This is a genomic window from Nonomuraea insulae, assembly GCF_042656245.1.
Window position 1 is genome coordinate 17,652 of the sequence record NZ_JBHSPA010000073.1, and the last position, 25,803, is coordinate 43,454.

27 protein-coding genes are annotated in these 25,803 nt (G+C 70.8%); 11 read left to right on the plus strand and 16 right to left on the minus strand.

All coding sequences use genetic code 11. From position 1 onward, the window contains the following. Positions 1 to 18: 18 nt before the first annotated feature. On the plus strand, positions 19 to 1,191 hold the full coding sequence (locus ACFPZ3_RS49845; protein ID WP_379521461.1) for an ArsB/NhaD family transporter: 1,173 nt from the start codon (positions 19 to 21) through the stop codon (positions 1,189 to 1,191). 47 nt (positions 1,192 to 1,238) lie between these two features. On the opposite strand, the gene ACFPZ3_RS49850 is transcribed toward ACFPZ3_RS49845, so the two are convergent. The 4 genes from ACFPZ3_RS49850 to ACFPZ3_RS49865 form a co-directional block, all read right to left on the minus strand. Beyond that, positions 1,239 to 1,481, minus strand: coding sequence for a hypothetical protein (locus ACFPZ3_RS49850; protein ID WP_379521462.1), 243 nt, complete (start codon positions 1,479 to 1,481; stop codon positions 1,239 to 1,241). A 106-nt stretch (positions 1,482 to 1,587) separates the two neighbouring features. Then, entirely contained in the window at positions 1,588 to 2,388 is an 801-nt protein-coding gene (locus ACFPZ3_RS49855; protein ID WP_379521463.1) for an inositol monophosphatase family protein, read from the minus strand. 12 nt (positions 2,389 to 2,400) lie between these two features. Then, positions 2,401 to 3,018, minus strand: a complete 618-nt coding sequence (locus ACFPZ3_RS49860; RefSeq protein WP_379521464.1) for a hypothetical protein — start codon at positions 3,016 to 3,018, stop codon at positions 2,401 to 2,403. Next, the gene (locus tag ACFPZ3_RS49865) at positions 3,015 to 4,031 is read right to left on the minus strand and encodes a hypothetical protein (protein WP_379521465.1); all 1,017 of its coding nucleotides are present in this window, start codon (positions 4,029 to 4,031) and stop codon (positions 3,015 to 3,017) included. Before ACFPZ3_RS49865 ends, ACFPZ3_RS49860 begins: the two co-directional genes overlap by 4 nt. 171 nt (positions 4,032 to 4,202) lie before the next feature. Here ACFPZ3_RS49865 and ACFPZ3_RS49870 point away from each other — a divergent pair, with 171 nt between their 5' ends. Beyond that, on the plus strand, positions 4,203 to 4,988 hold the full coding sequence (locus ACFPZ3_RS49870; protein ID WP_379521466.1) for a class I SAM-dependent methyltransferase: 786 nt from the start codon (positions 4,203 to 4,205) through the stop codon (positions 4,986 to 4,988). On the opposite strand, the gene ACFPZ3_RS49875 is transcribed toward ACFPZ3_RS49870, so the two are convergent. The 3 genes from ACFPZ3_RS49875 to ACFPZ3_RS49885 are packed head-to-tail and all read right to left on the minus strand — an operon-like array spanning position 4,985 to position 8,625. Further along, positions 4,985 to 5,758, minus strand: a complete 774-nt coding sequence (locus ACFPZ3_RS49875) for a sporulation protein (RefSeq protein WP_379521467.1) — start codon at positions 5,756 to 5,758, stop codon at positions 4,985 to 4,987. The genes ACFPZ3_RS49870 and ACFPZ3_RS49875 overlap by 4 nt on opposite strands. A 9-nt stretch (positions 5,759 to 5,767) precedes the next feature. Beyond that, positions 5,768 to 7,009 (minus strand): SPFH domain-containing protein, encoded by a 1,242-nt coding sequence (locus ACFPZ3_RS49880; protein ID WP_379521468.1) that lies wholly within the window; start codon positions 7,007 to 7,009, stop codon positions 5,768 to 5,770. Continuing rightward, positions 7,009 to 8,625, minus strand: coding sequence for an SPFH domain-containing protein (locus ACFPZ3_RS49885; RefSeq protein ID WP_379521469.1), 1,617 nt, complete (start codon positions 8,623 to 8,625; stop codon positions 7,009 to 7,011). Before ACFPZ3_RS49885 ends, ACFPZ3_RS49880 begins: the two co-directional genes overlap by 1 nt. 140 nt (positions 8,626 to 8,765) lie before the next feature. Here ACFPZ3_RS49885 and ACFPZ3_RS49890 point away from each other — a divergent pair, with 140 nt between their 5' ends. The 4 genes from ACFPZ3_RS49890 to ACFPZ3_RS49905 are packed head-to-tail and all read left to right on the plus strand — an operon-like array spanning position 8,766 to position 12,077. Further along, positions 8,766 to 9,017, plus strand: coding sequence for a hypothetical protein (locus ACFPZ3_RS49890; protein WP_379521470.1), 252 nt, complete (start codon positions 8,766 to 8,768; stop codon positions 9,015 to 9,017). Positions 9,018 to 9,031: 14 nt separating this feature from the next. After that, positions 9,032 to 9,265 carry a helix-turn-helix transcriptional regulator gene (locus ACFPZ3_RS49895; RefSeq protein WP_379521471.1) on the plus strand — a complete coding sequence of 78 codons (234 nt, stop codon included), beginning with the start codon at positions 9,032 to 9,034 and terminating at the stop codon, positions 9,263 to 9,265. Positions 9,266 to 9,301: 36 nt separating this feature from the next. Next, positions 9,302 to 11,413 (plus strand): excinuclease ABC subunit UvrB, encoded by a 2,112-nt coding sequence (uvrB, locus tag ACFPZ3_RS49900; protein ID WP_379521472.1) that lies wholly within the window; start codon positions 9,302 to 9,304, stop codon positions 11,411 to 11,413. A 58-nt stretch (positions 11,414 to 11,471) separates the two neighbouring features. After that, the gene (locus tag ACFPZ3_RS49905; protein ID WP_379521473.1) at positions 11,472 to 12,077 is read left to right on the plus strand and encodes a PepSY domain-containing protein; all 606 of its coding nucleotides are present in this window, start codon (positions 11,472 to 11,474) and stop codon (positions 12,075 to 12,077) included. 9 nt (positions 12,078 to 12,086) lie between these two features. Here the strand turns inward: ACFPZ3_RS49905 and ACFPZ3_RS49910 are convergent, their stop codons facing one another. Further along, positions 12,087 to 12,848 carry an alpha/beta fold hydrolase gene (locus ACFPZ3_RS49910; protein ID WP_379521474.1) on the minus strand — a complete coding sequence of 254 codons (762 nt, stop codon included), beginning with the start codon at positions 12,846 to 12,848 and terminating at the stop codon, positions 12,087 to 12,089. A 59-nt stretch (positions 12,849 to 12,907) separates the two neighbouring features. On the opposite strand from ACFPZ3_RS49910, the gene ACFPZ3_RS49915 reads away from it, so the two are divergent. Continuing rightward, complete coding sequence (locus ACFPZ3_RS49915; RefSeq protein ID WP_379521475.1) at positions 12,908 to 13,465, plus strand: PadR family transcriptional regulator; 558 nt, start codon at positions 12,908 to 12,910, stop codon at positions 13,463 to 13,465. A 424-nt stretch (positions 13,466 to 13,889) separates the two neighbouring features. Here ACFPZ3_RS49915 and ACFPZ3_RS49920 read toward each other — a convergent pair whose 3' ends face one another. From ACFPZ3_RS49920 to ACFPZ3_RS49930, 3 genes are all read right to left on the minus strand, one after another. Continuing rightward, positions 13,890 to 14,765, minus strand: coding sequence for a serine protein kinase RIO (locus ACFPZ3_RS49920; RefSeq protein WP_379521476.1), 876 nt, complete (start codon positions 14,763 to 14,765; stop codon positions 13,890 to 13,892). Positions 14,766 to 14,967: 202 nt separating this feature from the next. Then, complete coding sequence (locus tag ACFPZ3_RS49925) at positions 14,968 to 15,543, minus strand: Uma2 family endonuclease (protein WP_379521477.1); 576 nt, start codon at positions 15,541 to 15,543, stop codon at positions 14,968 to 14,970. Positions 15,544 to 15,602: 59 nt separating this feature from the next. Continuing rightward, positions 15,603 to 16,208, minus strand: a complete 606-nt coding sequence (locus ACFPZ3_RS49930; protein WP_379521478.1) for a hypothetical protein — start codon at positions 16,206 to 16,208, stop codon at positions 15,603 to 15,605. A gap of 106 nt (positions 16,209 to 16,314) precedes the next feature. Here ACFPZ3_RS49930 and ACFPZ3_RS49935 point away from each other — a divergent pair, with 106 nt between their 5' ends. Next, entirely contained in the window at positions 16,315 to 16,857 is a 543-nt protein-coding gene (locus tag ACFPZ3_RS49935; RefSeq protein WP_379521479.1) for an SDR family oxidoreductase, read from the plus strand. Next, a complete protein-coding gene (locus ACFPZ3_RS49940) occupies positions 16,858 to 17,667 on the plus strand; it encodes an alpha/beta fold hydrolase (RefSeq protein ID WP_379521480.1) in 810 nt (269 codons plus the stop codon). A 134-nt stretch (positions 17,668 to 17,801) separates the two neighbouring features. On the opposite strand, the gene ACFPZ3_RS49945 is transcribed toward ACFPZ3_RS49940, so the two are convergent. After that, positions 17,802 to 18,407, minus strand: coding sequence for a DUF4126 domain-containing protein (locus tag ACFPZ3_RS49945; protein WP_379521481.1), 606 nt, complete (start codon positions 18,405 to 18,407; stop codon positions 17,802 to 17,804). A gap of 4 nt (positions 18,408 to 18,411) precedes the next feature. Beyond that, positions 18,412 to 19,338 (minus strand): choline kinase family protein, encoded by a 927-nt coding sequence (locus ACFPZ3_RS49950; RefSeq protein ID WP_379521482.1) that lies wholly within the window; start codon positions 19,336 to 19,338, stop codon positions 18,412 to 18,414. Between the two features lie 47 nt (positions 19,339 to 19,385). On the opposite strand from ACFPZ3_RS49950, the gene ACFPZ3_RS49955 reads away from it, so the two are divergent. After that, positions 19,386 to 21,746 (plus strand): GcvT family protein, encoded by a 2,361-nt coding sequence (locus tag ACFPZ3_RS49955; RefSeq protein WP_379521483.1) that lies wholly within the window; start codon positions 19,386 to 19,388, stop codon positions 21,744 to 21,746. On the opposite strand, the gene ACFPZ3_RS49960 is transcribed toward ACFPZ3_RS49955, so the two are convergent. Continuing rightward, positions 21,724 to 22,482 carry a GntR family transcriptional regulator gene (locus tag ACFPZ3_RS49960; protein ID WP_379521484.1) on the minus strand — a complete coding sequence of 253 codons (759 nt, stop codon included), beginning with the start codon at positions 22,480 to 22,482 and terminating at the stop codon, positions 21,724 to 21,726. The genes ACFPZ3_RS49955 and ACFPZ3_RS49960 overlap by 23 nt on opposite strands. A gap of 61 nt (positions 22,483 to 22,543) precedes the next feature. Beyond that, positions 22,544 to 23,668, minus strand: coding sequence for an NAD(P)H-dependent flavin oxidoreductase (locus ACFPZ3_RS49965; protein WP_379521485.1), 1,125 nt, complete (start codon positions 23,666 to 23,668; stop codon positions 22,544 to 22,546). Between the two features lie 83 nt (positions 23,669 to 23,751). Here ACFPZ3_RS49965 and ACFPZ3_RS49970 point away from each other — a divergent pair, with 83 nt between their 5' ends. Next, a complete protein-coding gene (locus ACFPZ3_RS49970) occupies positions 23,752 to 25,077 on the plus strand; it encodes a SagB/ThcOx family dehydrogenase (RefSeq protein ID WP_379521486.1) in 1,326 nt (441 codons plus the stop codon). A 7-nt stretch (positions 25,078 to 25,084) separates the two neighbouring features. On the opposite strand, the gene ACFPZ3_RS49975 is transcribed toward ACFPZ3_RS49970, so the two are convergent. Further along, positions 25,085 to 25,723 carry an acyltransferase gene (locus tag ACFPZ3_RS49975; protein ID WP_379521487.1) on the minus strand — a complete coding sequence of 213 codons (639 nt, stop codon included), beginning with the start codon at positions 25,721 to 25,723 and terminating at the stop codon, positions 25,085 to 25,087. Positions 25,724 to 25,803: the final 80 nt, after the last annotated feature.

The following is a 25,803-nucleotide window of genomic DNA, read 5'->3' on the forward strand; positions in this document are numbered from 1 at the left end:
TTGTGCGATCATCGTCGGGTGTTGCGGCGTCTTGGCGTGCTCGACCGGATCAGGGTCGGGCTGCTGGTTCTCGGTCTGGTCTTCGTGGCGACCGGGCTGCTGCCCTGGGCCGACGCGGTCAAGAGCCTGGATGAGATCGGCCCGCTGCTGGTCTTCCTGGTGGCGATCATCGTGCTGGCCGAGCTCACCAAGGAGGCCCAGGTCTTCGACGCGATCGCGACGAGGATGGCGGTGCTCGGCCGCGGCAACTACGCCGCCCTCTTCTTTCTTTGTACGGCTTTCGCGTCATTTATTACGATATTTCTGAACCTGGACACGACGGCCGTCCTCCTCACCCCCGTCATGCTCGCCCTCGCCCCCAGGGCCCGCATCGCCGCCCTGCCCCTGGCCATGACCACGATCTGGCTGGCCAACACCGCGAGCCTGCTGCTCCCGGTCTCCAACCTGACCAACCTCCTGGGCATGGACAAGATCGGCCTCGACACCCAGGAGTTCGCCGCCCGCATGTGGGCGCCCCAGATCGCCTCGATCGCGGTGACGATGGCGTTCCTGTGGGCGTTCTACTGGCGGCGGGGCGAGCGGCGCGATCTGCGCTACACCCCGCCGGTGCTGGAGCCGGTCGCCGACCGCGTGCTGTTCTCGGCCGCCTCGGGCGGCTGCCTGCTCTTCATCGTCCTGCTGCTGCTCAAGGCGCACGTCGCCATCGCCGCCACCGCGGCGGCGGCCATCATCGTGACGGCCTTCGTGCTGCGCGCCCGCGAGCGCCTGACGTGGAGCCTGATCCCGTGGCAGCTCGTCATCTTCGTGACCGGCCTGTTCCTGGTGGTGCCCACGCTCAGCGCGCACGGCCTGAACACCGTGATGACCTGGATGATCGGCACCGAGAGCGACCCCTACCGCACCGCGGCCGTCGGCGCCGGGCTGTCCAACGCGATCAACAACCTGCCCGCCTACTGGGCCGTCGAGGCCGTCATCCCGCCCGCCGACCAGGACCGCCTGCTGGCCCTCCTGGTCGGCACCAACGTCGGCCCCGTCATCACCCCGTGGGCCTCGCTGGCCACGCTGCTGTGGTTCGAGTCGTGCCGCCGCCACGAGGTCAGGGTCCCGATGCGGCGCTTCCTGCTCACCGGGGCGGGCCTGGCCGTCGTCGGGCTCGTGACGACGGTGTGGGCGCTGGTCTCGTTCGGCTGACTGAGGGCGGCTGAGGGCGGCTGAGAGCGGCTGAGGGCGGCTGGGGGTCAGGCGGCGGCCAGCGCGTAGGCGCCGGAGACCGCGTCCAGGGCCCAGCGCATCCGCCGCACGTACGTCTCGGGGTGGTCGCCGGCCTCCTGGGCCACGTAGGCCGCGCACCGGGCCGGCTCGCCGCCGCACGCGCACAGCCGCTCGTCCACGGCCTCCCGGATCTCGAACGGCGAGGACTCGTCGGACGGCTGCAGGCCGGTGGCGAAGAGCACCTGTGCCAGCTCGGTGGTGGTGATCATGTCGGACCCCTCTCCGCGTGGCGCCGCTTCGCGGCACCCTCTAATAAGACGACGAACGGCGGCGGAGTTCTTCGACAAAGGACACACACCATCTGCGCACTTTTCCTCACTGGACAAGCGCGAGGAGCCCGGGGACGGCCCGCGGGTGGGCGGCCACGAAGCTGCGCTCCTCGGCGGGGGCGTCGATGCACTCCTCGTACGGTCTCCCGTCCAGCGCCCTGATCTCGATGCCGGCCTCCCGCGCCAGCAGCGCCCCGGCCGGCAGGTCCACCATCTCGGCCCGGTAGCCCACGATGCCGTCGATGTCGCCGCGCGCCAGCATGGCCCAGGCCAGCAGCGGCGCCCACAGTTGCAGCACCCGGCGCGCGTGACGGTCGAGCGCCGTCTTCAGCCGCAGGGCCGTCACGTCGTCCCTGGCGATGTCATATCCCTGCGTCCAGGCCAGCAGCGGCCCGTGCGGGCTGGGCGCGTAGGGGGGAGCCAGGCGCGCGCCCGAGGACGCCACCGCCCCCCGGCCCCTGATGGCCGACCACGTCTGCGCGGAGACGGGATCGTGCACCACGCCCAGCAGCGCCCGCCCGGCCCGGCACAACGCCACGCCCACCACGTACGTGGGCAACCCGATCGCCACGTTGTTGGTGCCGTCGAGCGGGTCAACCAGCCACGTCCACTCAGCGCCCGCCGACCCCGCCAGCCCCGACTCCTCCGCGATCACCGCGTGCGACGGGTACGCCGTCAGGATCCGCTCCAGCAACAACTTCTCCGAGGCCAGGTCCAGATCCGTCACCACGTCGCCCGCCACGCCCTTGGCCCGCACCCCCACCGCCCCCCGCGCGCCCTCCAGGAGCAGCGCCCCCGCGGCCTCGACGGCCTCCACGGCGACCGTCCGAGCGTGATCCAGGTCCATCGGGGTGCCCTCTCAGGTCAGGTGCGCGGTGATCAGACGTACGGCCAGAGCCGTCTCCCCGGCGTCCAGCGGCTGCCTGGACACATGGTGGGCGCCGCCCTCCAGCGGGCCGAGCGACAGGTCGCGGCTGCCGGGCCGGCCGCTGCCGAGCGCGATCGTGGCCGCCTCGCCGCCCTCGGGCACGACGCTGCTGTGGAAGCGGCCGGCGGCCAGCGTGTAGGTGTCGCCGGGCCCGAAGACCTCCACCAGGCCCGTGGCGTGCCGCACGGTGCGGCGGGTGGGCGAGATGCGGTCGCCGTCGGCCCCGCTGACCACCTCGTAGACCCGGTGCGTGGCCCGCGGGCCCGCGTCGGTGACCACCGCGTGCACGTTGCGCATCTGGCCGTAGAGCACGTGGCTGACCAGGTCCCAGCTGTGGCAGTGGATCTGCGAGGTGGTGCTCTCGGCGTGCGCGAGCGAATCGGACCACAGGTGGAGGCATACCCCCTCGCCGCCGTCGCGCTCCAGCGGCAGGCAGACGAATCCGAGCGGGTGCCGCACCGCGCGCAGGCCCGGTCTCGACAACTCGCCGAGGGCCCACGCCCTGGCCGGGCCCCGGTCCAGGATCTCGCGCACGGCGGAATAGCTCATGCGTACGGATCCAGGGCGCGCAACGCCTTCCTGGCGATGTCGACGACGTCACGGCCGTTGTAGGTCTTGGGCAGGGGCACCCCGATGCCGTCGAACAGCTCCTGCACCTCCTCGATGGTGGGCTCGTCGCCGAGCGGCACCCTCTTGTACATCTCCAGCGGAACCCGCCGCGCCTGCTCGAAGCTGAGCCGCAACTCGGTGTCGCTGTTCTCGTAGTAGAACGTGCCGGCCAGCGCCGTCATCGCCATGTTCGGGTCTTCGACCGTCATGATCAGCCGGCTCGACGACAGGTCCCAGCGGAACGTCGTCATCGTCGAGGACAGGCCCACCTCGATGTCGAGCAGGCCGTAGCGCTGGCGGTGCCAGAAGGCGGCCAGGATGGTCGCGTACGACTCCTTCCTGGCCCGGTCGGTCGTCCACGTCTCGCCGGTGCCGTCGGGGGCGTCGGACAACGAGCGGCGGTAGTGGGCGTAGGTCTCGCAGACCTCCGGGTCGCCCGGGTCGATGACCTCGATCCTGACCGTGAGGTGGCGCTTGTCCTTGCGCGCGGCGGCCACGCAGGCGGGCAGCGTGACCGCGCGCATGTAGGTGCCGGTGCCGCCCTTGAAGCTCCACCTGGTGGTGTCCTTGCGGGACTCGGCGTGGGACTGGGCGATCTCCTGGCTGCTGGCCAGCACCCGGACGAGGTGCAGCGCGTCCAGCGCCAGCCGGGTGCTGTGGGCCAGGGTCTCGATCTCCTCCAGGCGGGCCAGGCGCCTGGGGAGCTCGGACAGCGCGCCCGAGGTGATCGCCTCCTCGACCGGGGCCTGCCTGGCGCGGTCGCGCAGCAGCGCGGTGGCCACCAGCGCCAGGATCACCAGGGTCGCGGCGCTCACGAGCTGGACCTTGAGCGCGTCGTCGACGATCTTGTCGGGCATGATGCCGAGCACGCCGACCACGATCGCCAGCCCGAGCGCGATGGCGCCGTCGGCGTTGCGCGCCGCCCATGGGGCGGCTCTCTTCAACGCCGCCATGAACCGTGCCATCGCTCGCCCCGCCGTCCGACGATCAAGTCAGTTCCCGAGGTCATGGTAACGAGCGCGCCATGCGACTGCCAGCACACGCAAAGGAGCGATCTCCTAGCCGGAGATGAGGAAAGATATTGCCTCGTGCCGCTGATGTGGGCGAATGTAGGATCCGGCACCATGATCATGGATCCCGGCACACTGGCCTACTACGAGCGCGGTGGCGAGCTGACCAGGCTGCGGCAGGGGCGCGACCGGCTGGAGTTCTGGCGCACCCGCGACGTGCTGCGCCGCACCCTGCCGCCGGCCCCCGCACGGGTGCTCGACGTGGGCGGCGGCACGGGCGCGCACGCCGAGTGGCTGGCCGCCGAGGGCTACGACGTCGAGCTGATCGACCCCGTACCGCTGCACGTCGAAGCCGCTTCGGAGCTGGCCGGCGTGCGCGCCCGCCTGGGCGACGCGCGCGACCTGGCCGTCCAGGACGGGGCGGCCGATGCGGTGCTGCTGCTGGGCCCGCTCTACCACCTGCCCGAGCGCGCCGACCGGCTGCGCGCCCTGTCGGAGGCCCGGCGCGCCGTGCGCCCCGGCGGGCTGGTCGCCGCCGCCGTCATCAGCCGGTACGCGGCCGTCCACGACAGCGTCTACCTCGGCGTGTTCACGCGGGAGGAGCAGCGCGCGGCCGAGTATCGCGCGCTGGAGACGGGCGCGATCGTCTCACCCAGGGAGGGCGGGTTCCGCGGCTACGGCCACCACCCCGACGACATCCTCGCGGAGTTCGCCGACGCCGGCCTGCCCGAGCCGCGCCGCTACGGCCTGGAGGGCGCGTTCTGGCTCTACGGGGACGTGAACGACTGGCTGGACGACGAGGGGCGGCGCGAGCTGCTGCTCGACGCCGCCCGCCGCCTTGAGTGCGAACCGTCGCTCCTGGGAGTCAGCGGTCACCTGCTGGCCGTGACCCGGGTCTAGAACCATCCGCGATGGCGGGCCATCTTCTCCAGTCCGCGCTGCAGGGCCTCATCCGCCGAGTGCGGCGGGTCGTCGTAGCGTACGGTGAAGCGGTTGTAGGCGTCGTGGCTCGAGCTCAGGAAGCCGCCCCGCTTGTCGGCCTCCACGATGACGTCCATCTGCCGCGGCCCGGCGATGAACGTCAGCTCCAGCTCGTTGAAGTGCCGCCGCCACTGCCCGCCCGCGTAATACTCGATCTCCTGGAAGAACGGCATCGTCGAGCCGTACAGGGTGCCACGTTCCAGGTCGGCCTTCTTGAACTGGAAGCCCAGCCGGTCGAGGGCGCCGATCACGTGGTCCTGGGCGGGCAGCGGGCTGACGAACAGCGGGTCGAGGTCGCCCTTGTCGAGCGCCCCCGCCAGCGCCAGCTCCGTCTGCACCCCCAGCCTCATGCCGTGCAGCGGATGCCCGGCGATCGCGCTGATCGGCGTCTCCCACGGGACCTGGACCTCGAACGGATGCTGGTGCTGCGCGCCCGCCGCGAGCTGGAACGTCCCCGCGACCTGCTGGCGCAGGAAGCTGTAGGTCGACTTGTACTCGTTGTCGCCCTGCTCGACCTCGACGACGGCGGTCAGGTCGATGTGGATGCCCTCGACCTTGTAGTCGGTGTTGCCGCCACGGAAGTGGACGACGCCGCGCAGCGGCTCGCCGGGGCGTACCCCCGTGTTGGTCAGCACCGTGTCAACCTCGACGCCCGCGCCGAACGCGGCCATCAATTTGCGGAACACCATGGGGTTCTCCTATGCGGAAGGTGTGTGGCCGTTCAGTTGGCCTGTTCCCGTGCCCATGATGCGGGGGAGCATCTGGGCCAGGAGGAGGGTGGAGAGCGCGGAGTCCGACTGACCCTGCTGGGTGCGTACGACCAGTGGCTGAGGGGCATTCTCCGCCAGCTTGGCGCCCACGTCGAGGCGCTTGCGGGCCAGCTCGTACTGCAGGACGGCCCGGTTGTCCCGGTACGACTCGCCCAGGCGGCGCAGCGCCTTGGCCTCGTTCTCGGCGGAGGTCAGGTCGGCCCGGCCGCGCGCCTCGATCTCCCACGTCACCCGCTGCGCCTCGGTCTCCTGCTCCTCCAGCATGCGCGCCACGTTCTTGCGCGCGTTGTTGTGGGCGGCCTTGACCTCGACGACGCGGGCGTCACGGGTCTTCTTGGAGCGCTCGATCTCCATCAGCAGGGTGTCGATGCGGCGCTTGCGGGTCAGCTCCCACTCGCGCTCGTAGGCCGACAGCTCCTTGGCGACCTTCTCACGGGTGGCCAGGTGCTGCTGGTAGGCGTCGGGCAGCTGCACGTCGGGGATGTTGGCGCCGGTGACGCGCACGCCGTAGCGGCCGAGCTGGCGGTTGAGGGCGTCCTGCATGTCGCCGACGTCGGAGCCGCGCAGGTCGTACGCGCGCTCGGTGTTGACCCGGCGGCTGCGCTGCCTGATCGCGTCCTGCACCGCGCTGGAGAGCACCAGGTCGAAGTTGCCCGCCCCGATCGTGCGGACGAACGCGACGGGGTCCACGATGCGGAACTTCAGGAAGAACTCGATCGACTTCAGCGGCACGTTCTCGGCGGTCGGGCAGGCCACGATCGGCGCCGAGTACGGGATCTCGGTGGAGGTGTCGACGACCGCGTCCACCCGGTCCCACGGCAGCCAGAGGTAGTGGCGGCCCGGCGGCAGGGTGCCGGTGATGGCGCCCCAGCGGCTGCGTACGCCGGTGGTGCCCTCCTCGATCTCGATGATCGCCTTGCGCCACATCGTGATCAGCGCCACGAGCAGGCAGAACAGCGCCACGAAGGTCGCGATGAGGGTGTAGTCGCTCAGCGCGGCCACGCCGGCGAAGTAGAGCGCCAGGAAGATCAGCGTCATCCAGGCGAACCCGCGCCGGTCCTTGGGGATCACGACCGGCACGAGCTGGCCCTGCTCGCCGCCCCGCAGGAGCTGGCGGATGTCTCCCCAGGAGGCCACCGACTCCTTGATCTTCGAGAACTCCCTGCTCATCAGGCCTCACTCTCGTGGTGCTTGCCGCTCGGCAGCAGCCGCTCGACGGTCATCTCCAGCTCGGCGTCCGGCTCCGGGGTCTCCGGAGGCCGTTCCACGTCGGCGGCGGCCTTCTCGAGCAGCGCGGCGATCTCGTCCCCGCGGTCCCGCACACGGGCGCCGATCTCGTCGAGCCTGCCGCGGATGGCGGCCATGTCCTCGGCGGAGAACAGCACCGCGCCCTTGCCGCCCACGAGCTGCTGGGCCAGGGCCAGGAAGTCGATGTCGGTCTGCTCGCCGATCTGCACCACCTGGGGCAGCCTGGTGGCGACCGACTCCAGCTTGGTCAGCAGGTCCTGCTGGAAGCGGTAGTCGAGGATCTCGGGCGCTTCCGCGGCCGACAGCGCCCTGATGTCCAGCGCCTGCGCCTCCAGGAGCGCCGCGTTGGCGTTGGCCGTGGACTCGGCCTCGACCAGGCGCTGCCTGGCCTGCGCGGTGGCCTGGTTGGTGGCGCGTTCGAGCGCGGTGTCCATGCGGGCCTGGTAACCGGCGATCTCCGCCTGGATGGCGCTCAGCGTCTCCTGCAGCCCGGCCAGCTCCTTGACCAGGTCGCCCTCGTTCTGCTCCTTGCGAAGCTGGAGCTCGTACTCGTAGGTGTAGGCCTCCTTGGCGACGCGGACCATCTCGGGGGCGGCCAGGTCCATGCGGTATTCCTGGCTGGACGGCTCGGCGTGGGTGATGTTGACGTCGGTGAGCCGCACGGCGGGCAGGAACTGCTGGTTGAGGCTCTCCAGCATGCCGAGCGTGCTCTCGCCGACCAGGTCGTAGATCTCCTCGGCGCGCTGGGCGTAGATGAGGGAGCGGGTGACCTCGCTGATGGCGTTCTGCAGCTTGGACTGGAAGCCGCTGACCGAGCCGAGCACGAAGATGAACTCCGCCGGGTTCTCGATCCTGAACTGCAGGAACAGGTCGACGCTCGCCTTGACGCCCTGCTGGGTCGGGGCTTCGCTGATCGGCGCGTTGAACGGGTATTCGCGGGTCGTGTTGACGATGTAGCTGACCCGCTTCCACGGGTTGAACAGCGTCACCCGGCCCGGCTCCGCGATGTGCACCAGCTTGCCGAACTGGGTGATCAGGGCCTTGCAGCCCTCCGGCACCATCACCACGCTGCGCCGCCACCACAGGAACACGGCGGCCAGGACCAGCACCACCCAATAGTGCGGGCCGAAGACGACGTCCGCGTTCGGGATGATGTTGGCGAGTGCGCCCATCAGTCCGAGCAGCACGAGGATGCCCAGCGGCACGATCACCTTCGCGGTGCTCCCCTTGGGGATCACCACCGGGGAGATGACGTGCATGCCGTTCTCCGCGAAGCTGCGGTTGACGATCTCGCCGGCCTCGTTCAGCGACGCGGTCCTGGCCTCGATGAGGGTGCCGATGGACACGCCGCCGTCGCGGGCCGCGGCGAAGTCGTGGGGATTCAGCGCGAAGCCTCTGGCCTGCTCGCCGAGTTGCCCCGCCTGGTCGATGGCCTGTCCGATGGCCCCGCCCATCGCCTGCCGTACGTCACCCCCTTGGGCAACCGCTTGGGCTATGCCCTGCCCGGCCTGGATCAGTGCCTCTCTGGGTCGTGACATTGAACCTTCCTTTTCCGCTACAGGCGATTCCGACCGTATCGGGTGTGACTTACTGTTCGCTTGCAATGCGGTGTCACATGTCTATTGCTTCCTGTAGCAGATGTGCTATTGATGTAGTAGTCCTACTACTTGGAGGCACGATGGGAGCGGTGAAAGAGCTGGTGGGCGGCGCCGATCTCGGGAAGAGGGAGGCCGACATCGAGGTCGCGGGCGCCGCCGCCGCTGCCGAGATCGGCGGCTCGTGGAGGCCGGTCGAGACCACCCTCGTGCTGCTCGCATGGGCCGCCGCCGGGCTGCTGCTCGCGCCCCCGATCCTGCGCGGGATCGCCAGGCGCGAATCAGGTTCGCTGATGGAGGAGCGCAGGCGGCGGGCGCTGCAGCGGTTCGGCTGAGAAGATATTCGGTGATGAGCGAGAACGTCTACAACCGCATCGCGCTGCTGCGCGCAGAGCGGAACGTGACCCGCAGGCAGTTGTCCGACGCCCTGGGGGTGCACTACCAGACCATCGGATACCTCGAACGGGGTGAATACAGCCCCAGTCTTTACCTGGCGCTGCGGATCGCCGACTATTTCGAGGTGCCCGTGGAGGTCGTCTTCTCCACCACGCCCTTCCCCCGGATAGGCGAGCGCACGGCCTGACGGTTTCTGTCGGTGCGGCCACCTACAGTGGGCACCATGCGACCGGTCACTGATTTGCAGCGGAAGGTGGCGCCCTTCGAGGTCGTCACCGAGATGACTCCCTCGGGCGACCAGCCGACGGCCATCGCCGAGCTGGAGCGCCGCGTCAAGGCCGGGGAGAAGGACAACGTCCTGCTGGGGGCCACCGGCACCGGCAAGACGGCCACGATCGCGTGGCTGATCGAGCGGCTGCAGCGGCCCGCGCTGGTCATGCAGCCCAACAAGACGCTCGCCGCCCAGTTCGCCAACGAGCTGCGCGAGATGTTGCCCAACAACGCGGTCGAATACTTCGTCTCCTACTACGATTACTACCAGCCCGAGGCATACGTCCCGCAGAGCGACACCTACATCGAGAAGGACTCCTCGATCAACGACGAGGTCGAGCGGCTGCGCCACTCGGCCACCAACTCGCTGCTCACCCGCCGCGACACCATCGTCGTCGCCTCGGTGTCGTGCATCTACGGCCTGGGCACGCCGCAGGAATACGTCGACCGCATGGCCCGGCTGCGCGTCGGGATGGACGTCGACCGCGACCAGCTCCTGCGCCGCCTGGTCGACATGCAGTACACGCGCAACGACCTGGCCTTCACCCGGGGCACGTTCCGGGTGCGCGGCGACACGATCGAGATCATCCCGAAATACGAAGAGCTGGCCGTGCGCATCGAGATGTTCGGCGACGAGATCGAGAAGCTCTCCACCATGCACCCGCTGACCGGCGAGGTCATCACCGAGGACGAGGAGCTCTACATCTTCCCGGCCTCCCACTACGTCGCGGGCGAGCAGCGCATGGCCGCCGCGGTGACCGGGATCGAGGCGGAGCTCGCCGACCGGCTGTCGGAGCTGGAGCGGCAGGGCAAGCTGCTGGAGGCGCAGCGGCTGCGCATGCGCACGACGTATGACATCGAGATGATGCGCCAGATCGGCACCTGCTCCGGCATCGAGAACTATTCGCGCCACATGGACGGCCGCGAGGCCGGTAGCGCGCCCAACACGCTGCTCGACTACTTCCCCGAGGACTTCCTGCTCGTCCTCGACGAGTCCCACCAGACCGTGCCGCAGATCGGCGCCATGTACGAAGGCGACGCCTCCCGCAAGCGCACGCTGGTCGAGCACGGGTTCCGGCTGCCGTCGGCGATGGACAACCGGCCGCTGAAGTGGGAGGAGTTCCTGGAGCGCATCGGCCAGACCGTCTACCTGTCGGCCACGCCCGGCCCCTACGAGCTGGGCCGGGCCAAGGGCGAGGTGGTCGAGCAGGTCATCCGCCCGACCGGCCTGGTGGACCCCGAGATCGTGGTCAAGCCGACCAAGGGGCAGATCGACGACCTGGTCCACGAGATCAGGGAGCGGGCCGAGCGCGACGAGCGCGTCCTGGTCACCACGCTGACCAAGAAGATGTCGGAAGACCTCACCGACTACCTGCTGGAGCTGGGCATCCGGGTCCGCTACCTGCACAGCGAGGTCGACACGCTGCGCCGCATCGAGCTGCTGCGGGAGCTGCGCTCGGGCGAGTTCGACGTGCTGGTCGGCATCAACCTGCTGCGCGAGGGCCTCGACCTGCCCGAGGTGTCGCTGGTGGCCATCCTCGACGCCGACAAGGAGGGCTTCCTGCGCTCGGACACCTCGTTGATCCAGACCATCGGCCGCGCCGCCCGTAACGTCTCGGGCCAGGTCCACATGTATGCCGACAAGATCACCCCCTCGATGGAGCGGGCGATGGACGAGACCAACCGGCGCCGGGCCAAGCAGGTCGCCTACAACGAGGCCAACGGCATCGACCCGCAGCCGCTGCGCAAGAAGATCGCCGACATCCTCGACTCGCTGCAGCGCGAAGACGCCGACACCGACAAGCTGCTCGGCGGCAGCGGGCGGCAGCAGTCGCGGGGCAAGGCGCCCGTGCCCGGCTATCAGGCGCGGCAGGCCGGCCAGCACGCCAAGGCCATCGCGGGGGAGATGCCGCGGGCGCAGATGGAGTCCCTCATCGAGTCGCTGACCGAGCAGATGCACCAGTCGGCGGCCGACCTGCAGTTCGAGGTGGCGGCGCGGCTGCGCGACGAGATCAAGGAGCTCAAGCGGGAGCTGCGCGACATGCGCGAGGCCGGAGTCCAATAGGTCATATGCCTTCTGACCTGGGCGAATGCTTTGCCTTCTGGCGGGCAGCGTCCAGGGTATGAACAAGACGATCATTGGGGCCCTGGTCGGCGCGACGGTGCTGGCGGGGGGCTGCGGCACCGTGCTCCGGGAGGTGGAGCGGCTGTCCGTGCGGTCCTCGCCGTCTATCGGCACACCCACCGCCACCGAGTCACCGACCGGCCCTGCCACCTCGGCCACGGGCATGCTGCCCGATCTCGACGCCCTGAAGCAGGCCGCGCGGGCGGCCCTCGGCGCGGTGCCCGGATCCACGCTCATCTCCATCGAGACCGAGGAGAACGGCAGACTCTGGGAGGCGCAGGTCGTCGGCAAGGACGGGACCGAGCACCAGATGGACGTGGAGTCGGGCAAGGTCGTCAGCGGCCCCACCACCGAGGAGGAGGACGCCGAGGACAAGGTCAAGCACCGCGACCGGGTGGCCGCGGCCAAGCTCGACTACGCGCAGGCGGCCGACAAGATCGTGGCCGCGGTGCCGGAGGGCCGGATCACGGAGCTGAACCTGGACAGGGAGCAGGGCAAGACCGTGTGGGAGGCCGACGTCGTCACGCCTGACGGGACCAAGCACGAGGTGGCGGTCGACGCCGCCACCGGCACGGTCACCAGGAACAACAGCGCCCGCACGTGACCCGCGGCGTCAGGGCAGGAGGGCCGCCAGGGTGCGGGCGAACGCCTCGGGGTTGTCCAGCATGATGTTGTGCCCCGACTCGGGAATGCCCAGCACCTGGACGCCCGCCGCGCGCAACCCCTCCGCCCCGGCGGGCTCGCCGCCCTCCGGATACAGGTAGGCGCGGGGGATGGTCAGGTCGATCAGCAGATCGCGCATGGTCGGTGAGGTGCCTTCCGCCAGGCTGACCGCCGTGCGGTGCAGGCCGCGCGGGTCCGCCAGGCGCATCGTGGACCACCAGTGCGGGTCCACCCGGTCGCGCACCTCCTTCCAGCCACCCGCCACGAACTCCTCCTCCTCGTACGCCGCGATGCCGCTGCTTCCCGCGCGGACCGGGGCCGGGGGATAGGGATCGAGGTTGGCGTCCACCAGGATCAGATGGGCCACCAGGTCGGCGTGGTGAGCCGCCAGCACCGTAGCCACCGCACCGCCCATGCTGTGCGCGATCACCGACGCGCCCTCCACCCCGGCCTTGCGCAGAGCCGTGGCCAGGACGTCGGCGTGGGCCTCCAGGGTGTAGGAGAAGTCCTGCGGGCGATCGCTAATGCCGAACCCGAGCAGGTCGATCAGCAGCGAACGGTGCCGCGTAAGCAGGGGGTGGGCGGCGACCTCCGCGTAGTAGGGGGCCGAGGTGGCTCCGAGGCCGTGTACGTAGACGCGGGCGGGCGCCGATCCCGGCAGCTCCACCCAGCGCACGCGAGCGCCACTGGGATGAACGATGGCATCGTGCATGACGGACCTCCTTGTATATCGGGGCCAATATATATCGACTCCGAGGTATGATCACAGCCATGCTGGAACTGGCGATACTCGGGTTCCTCAGGGATCAGCCGTTACACGGTTACGACCTGCGCCGGCGGGTGGCTGCACTGATGGGGCACGTGCGCCCGGTGGCCGACGGGACGCTCTACCCGGCGATCAAGCGCATGGCCGCGTCCGGCTGGCTCACCAGGAAGGACGAGCCAGGGGCGGCCGCCGCGCCGCGCCGCACGCTCTACCTGACGTCCGAGGGGCGCGCGGAGCTGGAACGGCGGCTGCGCGAGCCGGACGAGCTCGACATCAGCGACGAGAACCGGTGGTTCACGTTGCTGGCGTTCCTCCGGCATCTGGACGAGGCCAAGGATCAGGCGAACGTGTTGCGCCGGCGGCTGGCGTTCCTGGAGGAGCCGACGAGCTTCTTCTACGACGGGGACCGGCCCATGGGCGCCGAGGAGTTCGGCGACCCGTTCCGGCACGGCCTCCTCGCCATCGCCCACGCCACGAGCCAGGCCGAGCTGACCTGGCTCCACACGACCATCGACGCCCTGGAATCGGGCACGGCCGATCCACCACGAACACCACCCTCCTGACGCACCGCCCGCGCCCCGACGGTCCCGCCTCCCGCCGTCGCGCTCTCTGGCGGTGCGGCCTCTGGCGGTGCGGCCTCTGGCGGTGCGGCCTCTGGCGGTGCGGCCTCTGGCGGTGCGGCCTCAGGGGGTGCGGCCTCTGGCGGTGCGGCCTCCGGCGGGGATGAACCCGTCACCGCACCGTCCGGCGCGGTGTCCCGTCTCCGGAGCTCCGGCCTTCGGTGGTCCGCCCACCGGCGGTCGCGGCTGCTTGCCGCCGGTTGACTGATGTGGGCCTGCCCCTTTCCCCCCGAAGGTCCGAAGTGTGGTGGGGCGCTTGTGTGGAATGCCGGAGGACCGGCGCGCCGTCGTGCGCAGGCGGTCGCTGGATGAGGAGCGGGCGGCGGGAGGTCCGGCGCGCCGGAAAGCACCTCCCGCCGCATCCCCGCTACGTCGGGAGGCCCGCTTCGCGGCGGAGGAGGGTGGACAGGGCGTCAGGGTCGGCGGTGGTGAGGCCCTTGGCGGTGAACCAGGTGGCCACGTTGCGGGCGTCGCGGTCGAGGAAGGACGGGCCGGTGGGGTGCGCGATCACGTCCACGATCTGCGGCAGGTCGATGATGACCAGCCTGCCCTCATGGACCAGCAGGTTGTACGGCGACAGGTCCCCATGCGCGAGCCCCTCCCGCGCCAGCGTGACCATGGCCTCCACCAGTTGCTCCCACAACGAGTCGAGCCCATCGGACACCTGCGCCAGCCGCGGCGCCGCGTACCCGTCGGGGGTCCCGATGAACTCCTGAAGGATCTCCGTCCCGACGATCTGCACCGGGTACGGCACGGGCACCCCCAGCTTCCACAACCGGCACAGCGCCGAGAACTCGGCCACCGCCCACTGTCCGGCGATGGCCTGCTTGCCGAAGGCGGTGCGGCTGGCCATGGCCCGGTTCATGCGGTCGTCATTGGTCTTGCGACCTTCCAGGTAGCCGGAGTCGCGGTGGAACAGGCGGTGCTCGGCGGAGCGGTAGCGCTTGGCGGCGAGCAGGCAGACCCGGTCGGTTCCGGGTACGCCGCGGGAGATCAGATGGACGTCGGCTTCCTTGCCGGTCTTGAGCACGCCGAACTCGGTGTCCACGGCGGCGAGTTCGGTGACGAGCCAGCCGGGGTACGGCCGGGGGCCCTTCTCGGTCGGCGTGCTCTGGTCCCAGGTGGACCAGCGATCGCCTTCCGGCGGGCCGTCGAGGTTCTCAGGGGTGCTCTCAAGCCATTCGACGTCGTCGGCGTCGAGGGCGTGCTTGCCACGGCTACGGTATTGCGAGTGCTTCGGCACGGTGGGGTGACTCCATGTTCTGAGGCCCACCGGCCGGCCGCGATCAGTTGGGCTGGCCTCCGGTGGGAAGGAATGAGGACGCGGAAAACGGCACGCGAACAGTCGTCGTCACGGTCTCACCCTCCCTTCGTGTAGCGGTGATCGATACGAGCTATGAGTATGGTGAGTCAGCCGGGGTGGGCGCAACCCATTTACCGATCGCTCAGCGCGCGGCCTGGTCAAGGTCGAGATCGAGGTCCACGTCGAAACCGATGTTCGTGCGCAGCCGCTTGCGGTGGATGCCCGTGGGGACGTATGCCCTGACCGCGGGCTCGAGCTCGAACGTGTAGGCGACGGGCAGACCGTCTTCCTGCTCCACGCGCCAGAAATACTGGATGCCCGCGTCCGCGTACTTGATCGGTTTCGTGGTGCGATCGCGCTCTCTGGACTCCTCCGAGACCACCTCGACGGCCAGGTGCACATCCTCGGGCTTGAAGGAGGTGATCTTCGGGCTGAAAGCCGGCCTCTTGACGATGAGGATGTCGGGCTCCGGCCGCTGACGCGGGCCCAGCGTCACCGTCATCTCCCGGACGGCCATGAACGCCGCCGGTGGGCGGAGCGATCGCTCCAGCAGGCGGAGCATGAGCATGTGGAAGCCGGTCTGCGGCGACCTCGGGATGAGTGACCCATCGATCAACTCGACGTGCCGAGGCGCGCCGGGGGGAAGGTGATCGAGCATGTCCGCGGTCCAACCACCAGGAGGTCCGGGGTAGAACCACTCCGGCAAGGCCGTGCTCATCAGAGCGCCTCCTCAGCGGATCTCACGCGTCGCAACCATGATGCCACATACCGTGAGCGTCAGGGGCGGTCCCTGCGTTCCTCCATCGTGCGCTTGTAGAGCTCGTCGATCTCGTCCAGCGGGTCGGGGGCGCGGCGGCGGGCCTCGATCTCCAGGTCCGTGCGCGAGGTGAGGTCGGCGATGCCCGTCGCGGTGTGCTGGACCTGGTCGCCGAGGAGGTCGGCGCGGATGCGGGCGCACATCGCCGTCAGCTTGGCCTGGTGTTCCCTGAGCCGGTCGAGGGTGGTGTGGTCGACGTAGGGGGACAGGCGGCGCTGCTGGGCGTACATGCCGAGTTGCCCGTCGTGCACGTTGGCCTGAGCTGTCAGGTCGGCGAGGAGCCGCGGCAGCTCGCCCAGGCCCCAGCCCCGGCTCTGCGCCTGCTCGACGGCCTGGCGGGTGAGGGACACCTCGCGGTGCAGGTCGAGCCGGAGGCGCTCGACCTCGGCGGCGTCGCCGGTGCCCATGGCGTTGACGTGCGTGGTGAGGCGGGTGGTGGCCTGTCTGGCCTTGACCGCGGCCTTCTTGCCCAGTTTGACCAGCAAGTAGATCCCCACGCCGCCCAGGAGCAGAAGGAACGCCAGGATCACCAGCACGATGACAAGGAACTCGCCGATCTTCGCCACCTCCCGTTGGTGTTGGTGACTTGAAGGATAGTCGTCCGGGGCCGATCCGGCGCGCCTCACCAAGCAAGCCCTTGATCGGTAGCGGCGGCTGTGTTTCAGTTCACGTGTGCTTGAGGGCAAGGTTGTGATCATCACGGGCGGCGCCAGGGGCATGGGCGCGGCCACCGCCCGGCGCTGCGTCGCCGCCGGGGCCAGGGTCGTGCTGACCGACGTTATGACGGAGGAGGGCACGGCCACCGCCAAGGACCTGGGCGCCCGCTTCATCGCCCACGACGTGACGAGCCCGGAGGACTGGGCGGCGGTGACCGCAGGGACCGTGGCCGAGCACGGGCGCCTCGACGGCCTGGTGAACAACGCCGGGATCGCCACGTCGCTGCCGATCGAGCAGCAGTCACTGGAGGAGTTCGAGCGGGTGCTCCAGGTGAACCTGGTCGTCACCCCGATGACGCAGCCGTTCGGGGCGGTGTCCGGCGACGGTACATTTCCGCTCGCGCCCGCCGGGCGCTGGGGCGAGCCGGAGGAGGTGGCCGAGTCCATCGCGTTCCTGCTGTCCGACGCGGCCTCGTACGTCACCGGCGCCGAACTCGCCGTCGACGGCGGCTGGACGGCGGGGGAGAGCGCGCTGCTGCCCCGCCCGGACGGAGGGTAGATGCCGTACGAGGACGTGGGCGAGGGAGTCAGGCTCTTCTACACCGACGACGGGAGCGCGGATGGGCCGCCGTTGCTGCTGGTCCACGGCTGGGGCACCGACTCCCACCAGTGGTCCTGGCACATCGACGCGCTCACCGCCGGGCACCGCGTCATCGCCGTGGACCTGCGCGGCCACGGCTACTCCTCGGTCCCCGAGACCGGCAACACGCCGCGCGCGATGGCCGGGGACCTGCACGTCCTGCTCGGCCGCCTCGGCATCCCCCAGGCGATCGCCGTCGGTCACTCCATGGGCGGCCAGGTGGTCTCCATCCTCGCCGTCGAGCACCCGGAGAGCGTACGCGCGCTCGTCACCCTCGACCCCGGCTACGGCATGACGGCCGACCTCGCCCGCGCCTTCCCCAGGATGATCGCGGGCCTGCGCGGCGAGCACCCCCACGCCGCCGCCGAGCGGATCGACGAGTGGTGCACGAACGCCGCCACCCCCGCCGTGATCAGGCGCTGGCACAAACGCAGGCTGTACGGCATGCCGCCGCACGTCCTGGCCGAGGCGTTCGAGGCCATGTTCACCGCGCCCGGCGCCATCGGGGTGCGCCCGGCCAGCGACGACTACCTGGCCCGCAGGCGGTGCCCGGTGTTGTCGATCTGGGCCGACCCCGGGCGGGCGGACTGGGAGGCGGCGCTGCTCAAGGACCCCGCGTCGGTGGTCGTGTGCTGGGAGGGGGCCAGTCACCGGCTGCACGAGGAGCGCCCGGAGGAGTTCGTGGCCGTGGTGGAGGGCTGGCTGCGCGGAGGGCCCGGCGGCGTTTGACGGCCGCCGGGCGCCCGCCCGCGTGAGCGTGACAGGTTAGGGGCCACGTTGACGCTCACGCGCCTGTTCTCTGACAGGTCACCACGCTACGGACGCGTGGGGGGAGGCGAATCAACCCGCAGGCGGATCGGGCATCAGCCTGGCGGATGACCCCGGGCCGCCCTCCTGCGGGCACGGTAACGGCGTACGCGCCTGAGCAGCCACCACGCGAGCACCGCGAGCAGCAGCAACACGACGACCACCAGCACGGGCAGGAACACCGCGATCAGGCTCATGCCGAGCGACCCGGCGTCCTCGGCCGTGCTCACGACCGGCGCCCCCACCCCCGCCGTGCTCACGTTGACCACGGGCCGGGCCACGGACTTGACCGTGTGCACGGCCAGCGCCATCACGATCCCCAGCAGCCACCCCGCCCACGGGTTCTCGGCCATCCAGGTCGAGTGGTCAAGTTCGGCGGCGGCGTTCGTGGCCGAGAAGACCACGCCGCCCGAGGCGGGGCGTACCACGGTCTGGATGGCGTCGTTGACGCTGTCCACGGCGGGCACCTTGTCCAGGACCATCTCCGCGACGAGCAGCACCGCGATCACGGCGAGCACGCCCCAGTTGGACAGCCAGGAGTAGCCGTCGGGCAGCCGCACGGAGTCGGTGACGTTCGCGAGCACCCCCACGACCAGCAGTGGGATGTAGGCGTTCAGCCCGGCGGCCGTGGACAGGCCCAGGCCGGTCAGTGCGGCGAGCATGTCCCTAGTCTGCCCGGGCCGCTTCGTCCATGAGGGCGGACAGGCCGGAATGGGTGAATTCCGTCACCGCCCGCTCGTACTTCTCCATTCCCCACGACCAGAAGTCGAAGTCGATGGTGTCGTTGGCGCCGTCCTGGATGGAGGCCCAGAGCGTCCAGCCGTACTTGGACATGAGGCCGAGCAGCCGCGCCCGGGCGATCTTGTGGCGCAGGCGCCGGCCGTAGTACGCGGTGACGAGCTCGTCCAGGTGGCCCAGCGGCAGGTCCGACTCGCTCCAGACGTTGCCGAGCTCGAAGCAGGCGTCGTTGTTGCCCGCGTACTCGTAGTCGATGAGCCAGAGACGCTCGCCGTCGTCGAGGATGTTGCCGGGCAGCAGGTCGTTGTTGCAGGGCACGGTCCCCTCGTCCCTGATTTCCAGACATTTCCGGAGCTGGGAGACGGTGGGCATGAAGTCGAGATAGCGCGGCGGCAGCCGGAAGCCGCGTTCGCGGACGATCTCCAGGTAACGCCGCTGGACCTCGAACATGTCGAAGTCCCGTACGAACCGGGGCCCCGCGTGCAACCGGCGGCAGGCGTGCGCCACGCGCGGCAGGTTCGCCGGATCCCGCAGATCGGCCTCCGTGAACGTGCGCCCCGGCACGTAGCCCACCACCAGCACCCCGAGCTCCGGCAGGTAGTCGTGCACCGGCGCCCCGACCCCGGCCCGCGCCGCCGCGATCGAGTTGGCGTGCTCGGCGTCCCTGTCGATGGCCAGCAGGTCGCCGTCGCTGGCCGACACGCGCACCACATACGTGGCTGAAGGGGTGATGACCTTGTAATTGTGGTTGGTGAGCCCGCCTGGCAGCTCCTCCACGGAGCGCGGCAGGCCGGACAGCAGCGGAATGCGATCGAGGACCTCGGGCGCGGCCATGCTGCATGCTAGCTCCGACACGGTAAACGGTCTAGACCTTTTAGGGCGTGGCGGTTAGCCTCGCGACCATGAGCGACTCGGCCCGCATCGTGATCATCGGTGGCGGGGTGGGCGGCACGTCCGTCGCCTACCACCTCACCCAACTCGGCGAACGCGACGTCGTCCTGCTGGAGCGGGACGAGCTCACCAGCGGCTCCACCTTCCACTCGGCGGGGCTCGTCGGGCAACTGCGCGCCGACCCCACGCTGACCAGGATGAACCAGTACTCGGTCGAGCTCTACCGCACCCTGGACGCCGGGTGGACGGAGTGCGGCGGCATCAAACTGGCCTCCACGCCCGAGCGGATGGCCGAGATCCGCCGCCAGATCGGCTGGGCGCGCACGTTCGGGCTGCCGCTGGAGGAGATCTCGGTGGCCGAGGCGGTGGAGTCGTTCCCGCTCATGGATCCCGAGGGGGTGGTGGGGGCGGCGTACCTGCCGACGGACGGGCAGGTGGATCCCTCCCAGCTCTGCTACGCCCTGGCCGCCCGCGCCCGCGAGGGCGGCGCGACGCTGCGGACCCGCACCCGCGTCCTCGGGATCAAGGTGGCGAACGGCCGGGTCACCGGGGTCAGCACCGACCAGGGCGACATCGACTGCGAGATCGTGGTCAACTGCGGCGGCATGTTCGCGGCCGAGATCGGCCGCATGGCGGGGGTGCGCATCCCGATCGTGCCCATGTCGCACCAGTACGTGGTGACCGACGCCTTCCACGACCACACCGGCCTGCCCACGCTGCGCGACCCCGACCTGCTCGTCTACTACCGGCAGGAGGTGCGCGGCCTGGTCATGGGCGGCTACGAGCGCACCTGCGCCCCCTGGACGGCCACCCACAACGCCTTCGACGCCGTGCCGCCCGACTTCAACGGCCGCCTGCTGGCCGAGGACTGGCCCCGGTTCGAGGAGATCACCGAGAACTCCAGGATCCGGGTGCCCGCCATGGCCGACGTCGGCCTGCGCAAGGTGATCAACGGGCCCGAGGCGTTCACCCCGGACAACGAGTTCTGCCTGGGGGAGACCGAGGTCGGCGGCTTCTTCGTGGCCGCCGGGTTCTGCGCGCACGGCATCGCGGGCGCGGGCGGCATCGGCCGGATCATGGCCGAGTGGATCGTCGAGGGCGAGCCCAGCATGGACGTCTGGCACATGGACATCCGCCGGTTCGGCCGCCAGTACCGGTCGCCGTCGTACACGATCAAGCGGGCGGTCGAGAACTACGAGACCTACTACGACATCCGCTACCCCGGCCACGAGCGGTCGGCGGGGCGGCCGCTGCGGGTCTCGCCCGCCTACGGCTGGCACGCCGGCCACGGAGCCGTCTTCGGGGAGAAGTCGGGATGGGAGCGGGTCAACTACTACACCGCGAATGAGACTTCGGGCGAGGACGAGCGGCCGGACGGCTGGGCCGGGCGGCCGTGGTCGTCCGCGATCGGGGCCGAGCACCGGGCCACGCGCACGACGGCCGCGCTGTTCGACGAGAGCTCGTTCGCCAAGATCGAGGTCACCGGTCCCGACGCGGCCGCGCTGCTGGAGTGGGTGTGCGACAACCGGGTCGCCCGCCAGACCGGCGCCGTCACCTACACCCAGGCGCTCAACCGGCGCGGCGGCATCGAGTGCGACTTCACCGTCACCCGGCGCGGCGAGCAGGAGTTCCTGATCGTCACCGGCACCGCGTTCGGCTCGCACGACCTGGGCTGGCTGCGCAAACAGGCCGCGCTCACCGGCTCCACGGCCAGGATCGCGGACGTGACCGGCCAGTACGCCTGCTTCGCCCTGTGGGGGCCGCGCGCCCGCGACGTCCTGGCCGGGCTGACGCCAGAACCGCTGGACTTCCCGTTCATGTCCTCGCGGGAGCTCACCGTGGGGGACGTGCCGGTGCTGGCGCTGCGGGTGACGTTCGTGGGGGAGCACGGCTGGGAGCTCTACTGCTCCAGCGAGTACGGTCTCGCGCTCTGGCAGGCGCTGTGGCGGGCCGGAGAGCCGCACGGGCTGGTGGCCGGCGGATACCGGGCCATCGACAGTCTCCGGCTGGAGAAGGGCTACCGGGTGTGGGGGGCCGACCTCGGGGCCGAGACGACGCCGTACGAGGCGGGGCTCGGGTTCTGCGTCAAGCCCGACAAGGAGTTCCTGGGCAGGGACGCCCTGGATCCCGCGCCGGAGCGGCGGCTGCGGTGCGTGACGCTGGAGGACCCGAAGGCGATCGCGCTCGGCAACGAACCCGTGCGGCTGGACGGGCGGACGGTGGCCAGGGTCACCTCCGGCGGCTACGGCTACACCGCCCGCCGCTCCATCGCCTACGCCTACCTGCCCGCCGGGCCGGGCGCCACCGTCGAGATCGAGGTCGAGGGCGCCTGGGTGCCGGGCACGGTGGTCAAGGAGCCCCTGGTGCCGTGACGCCGCTGCGCACCGTGATGCGGACCCGGTCGGGGCGGAACAGGTCGAGCGCGTACTCCACCGGCGTGCCGTCCCCGGCGTAGGCCGTGCGCTCGATCAGCATGAGCGGCGTGCCCGGCTCGATGCCCAGCTCGGCCGCCTCGCCCGGCCGGGCGGCCACCGGGTCGAGGTGCTCGACCGCCGTGCGCGGCTCCAGGTCGTAGCGGGTGGCGAGCAGGGCGTAGAGGGAGCCGGTGAGGTCCTGCTCCAGCAGCCCGGGCAGGTCGGGGAAGTATGAGCGCTCCAGCGCCACCGGGGACCGGCCCGCCGAGCGTACCCGGGCCACCTCGTGCACCGGCGAGCCCGGCGCGAGGCCGAGCGCCCTGGCCACGGCGGGGGACGCGGGCACCGTCGCGGCCCGCAGGATCCGCGCCTCGGCCCGCAGATGGGCCCGGCGCATCTGCTCCGTGAACCCGGCCAGCCCCGTCAGGTCGCAGTCGATGCGTGGTCCGGCGACGAAGGCGCCCCCGGACCTGCCCGGCATCCTCAGCAGCACGCCGTCGCGCTCCAGCGTGGCCAGCGCCTGCCTGAGCGTCATCCTGCTCACGCCGAGCAGCGTGGCCAGCTCCCGCTCGCCGGGCAGCCGGTCGCCCGGCGCCAGCTCGCCGGCGGCGATCGAGGTGAGCAGCCACCGCTCGATCTGCACGTGCGCGGGGACGCCGGTGCCACGCTCCAGCTCAGGCGGTGTCCCTACCACAGGCGCAGGCTACCCGCCCGCCAGCTCACTCCGACAGGCGCAGGTTCATCCGCCCGCCGAGTCACTCCGACAGGCGCCGTAGCCGCTCCACCGCCTCGCCGAACTCGCCGATCAGGTCGTAGACCACGTCCTTGGCCGGCCGCACCCGGTCGAGCTGGCCCACTACCTGCCCCACGTAGTAGTTGACCAGCTCCAACGCCCCCGGCTCGCCCTTCTCCGCCGCCGCCCCGATGCGCGCCATCGCGCCCTCGGCCACCAGCATCTGCAGCGGCATCCCCAGCGGCCCCGGGCTCTCCTGGCCCGAGTCCCACTCCTCGGTCCAGGCCGACCTGAGCTGCCGGGCCGGCTTCCCCGTACGGGAGCGGGACCGTACGGTGTCCAGCGACGAGGCCGCCAGCAGCTTGCGCTTGACCGCCGGCGCCGTCTCGGCCTCCTCGGTCGTCAGCCACACCGAGCCGCACCACACGCCCTCGGCCCCGAGCGCCATGGCCGCCGCCATCTGCCGCCCCGACGCGATCCCGCCCGCCGCCAGCACCGGCACCGGGGCGACCGCGTCCACGACCTGCGGCACCAGCACCATCGTGGAGATCTCGCCGGTGTGCCCGCCCGCCTCCGTGCCCTGCGCCACGATGAGGTCCGCGCCCGCCGCCACCTGCCTGCGGGCGTGCTCGACGGTGCCGACCAGCGCGGCCACCGGCACGCCCGCGTCCCTGGCCCTGCTCACCATCTCGGGCGGGGGCGGCCCGAGAGCGCTGGCGATCAGGCCGATGCGGTGCTTGAGCGCCACGTCGATCAGCCCTGTCGCCCCGGCGGCCGTCACCCGCCTGCCGAACTCGTCGGCCGTCGCCGACAGCGGCTGGCCCGGCGCGCTGACGCCGTACTTGCTCAGCAGGTGCGTGACGAAGTCCCGGTGCCGGTCGGGCACGGCGTCCATGAGGTGCACGCGCCGGTCGAGCGCCGAGTCGTCGAGCTTGCCCGGCACGAGCACGTCCACGCCGTACGGCCGGCCGCCCACCTGCTCGTCCAGCCAGGTCAGCTCGGTGTCGAGCCGCTCGGGCGAGTACGCGACGGCGCCCAGAACCCCGAATCCGCCCGCGTTCGTGACGGCGGCCACCACGTCGCGACAGTGGCTGAAGGCGAACAGCGGGAATTCAATCCCCAAAAGCTGACAAATGCCGGTCCGCATGACCTCGACGCTAACCGCCCCGACCGAAATTGCCTACTGGGTACGGCATTGCCATGCTCGGGGCGATCTCCCACGATGTCCCTGTGACCCCCGGCATCGCCCTCCGCCCCGACGCGGTCGTCGAGCACGACGGCGAGCACACCACCATCACCCAGCCCTTCTCCACGGTGACCGTGCGCGGTCTCGGCCCCGAGATCGCCGCCCTCCTCGCCGGGCTGCGCGACAGGCCCGCCACGGTGGCGGAGCTCACCGGCCGCCTGGACTCCGCCCGCGCGGCCGCCCTGCTGCGCGAGCTGCTGGAGCGGCTCAACCACCTCCTGATCCACACGCTGGACCCGGCCCTTCGGGTGGTCCCGGTGGCGCGCGAGGCCGCCTTCGCCCCCTTCGATCTGGTTTCCGGCGACAGCGTGCGCCTGTCCGGGTTCGCCTTCGCCCGGCGGTGCGAGGCCGGGCTGGCGCTGGAGTCGCCGCTCGCCCGCCACCGGGTCGAGCTGGGCCGGGACGCCGTGCCGCTGCTGGCCGCGCTGGCCAGGCCGGTCCTGGTCAAGGAGGTGCCCGCCGAGGAGGTGGCGTACCTGGCGGGCGCGGGCATGGTCGAGGTCGCCAGGGACGGCCTGTTCCCCGAGGACGGCGACCCGGTCCTGCGCATGTGGGACTTCCACGACCTGCTCTTCCACAGCAGGAGCAGGCTCGGGCGGTTCGACGGGGAGTCCGGGGCGACCTACCGCTTCCTGGGGGAGCTGCCGCCCGAGCCCGTCACCAAGCCGCCGCCGTCCGGGCGCGTGGTGGACCTGCCCCGTCCCGGGCGGCTGGAGGCGGGGCCGCCGTTCGGGGCCGTGCTGGAGTCGCGCCGCTCCGTGCGCGCCTACGGCCCGCCGCCCACCATCGCCGACCTGGGGGAGCTGCTCTACCGCTCGGCGCGGGTCAAGAGCCTGGCCGAGCCGACCGCCGCCGAGCCGTACGCGTCGAGCGTCCGCCCCTACCCCGGCGGCGGCGCGGCGTACGAGCTGGAGCTCTATCTCCTCGTCCGCCGCTGCGACAGCCTGGACGGCGGCCTCTACCACTACGACCCGCTCGGCCACCGGCTGACCGAACTGGAGCACCGGCCAGGGGAGGCCGAGGCCACGCTGGCCAGGGCGCGCCAGGCGGCGGGCGGCGTCGCCCCCGACGTGCTGATCATCATCACGGCGAGGTTCCGGCGGTTGTCGTGGAAGTACGCCGGTATGGCCTACGCGACCCTGCTCAAGAACGTCGGCGTCCTCTACCAGACCTTCTACCTCGTGGCCACGGCCATGGGGCTGGCCCCCTGCGGGCTGGGCAACGGTGACTCCGACCTGTCCGCGCGGCTGCTGGGGCTGGACTGGGCCGAGGAGTCCTCGGTCGGCGAGTTCCTGATCGGCCGCCCGTGACGGCGGCTCAGACCTCGGGCTCCGATTCCAGGACCAGGGACAGGTCAGGGGCCTTCCAGCCGGACTCGGGCGTGTAGCGGCGCACCACCTTGGCCGGGACCCCGGCGACCACGCTGTGGTCGGGGAACTCGCCGCGCACCACCGCGCCGCCCGCCACCACGCACTGGCGGCCCAGCGTGGTGCCCGGCAGGATGATCGCGCCCGCGCCCAGCCACGATCCCGAGCCGATGGAGACCGGGCTGTTGCGCGGCCACTGCCTGCCGATCGGGATGTCGGGGTCGTCGTAGACGTGGTTCTGGTCGGTGATGTACACGTACGGGCCGGTGAAGACGTCGTCGCCGATGTCGATCGACTGGTGGGCCACGATGTGCGAGCCCCGGCCGATCGAGCAGTTCCCGCCGATGCGCAGGATCGTGTCGGGGCCGAGGTCGGGGCCCGGCATCATGCCGCAGGAGAGCGACACCCGCTCGCCGATCAGCGTGTGGTCGCCGATCTCGATCCACCGCTCGCCGAAGATCGCGCCGGGCGGGAAGGCGATGCTGACCCCGTCGCCGAGCCGGCGGAAGCGGTGACCAGCGGGAGCGGCCGGAGTGATCGCACCGGCGTGCCGGATGACCCTGTAGGCGCGGTGAATTAATACGCCCAAAGCCCGCCGTACAAGTGACATAGGGACCAAAGTTACCGTCAGGGCATGCCGTTCAGGCATGTGAGGGGCGTTGTTTGATA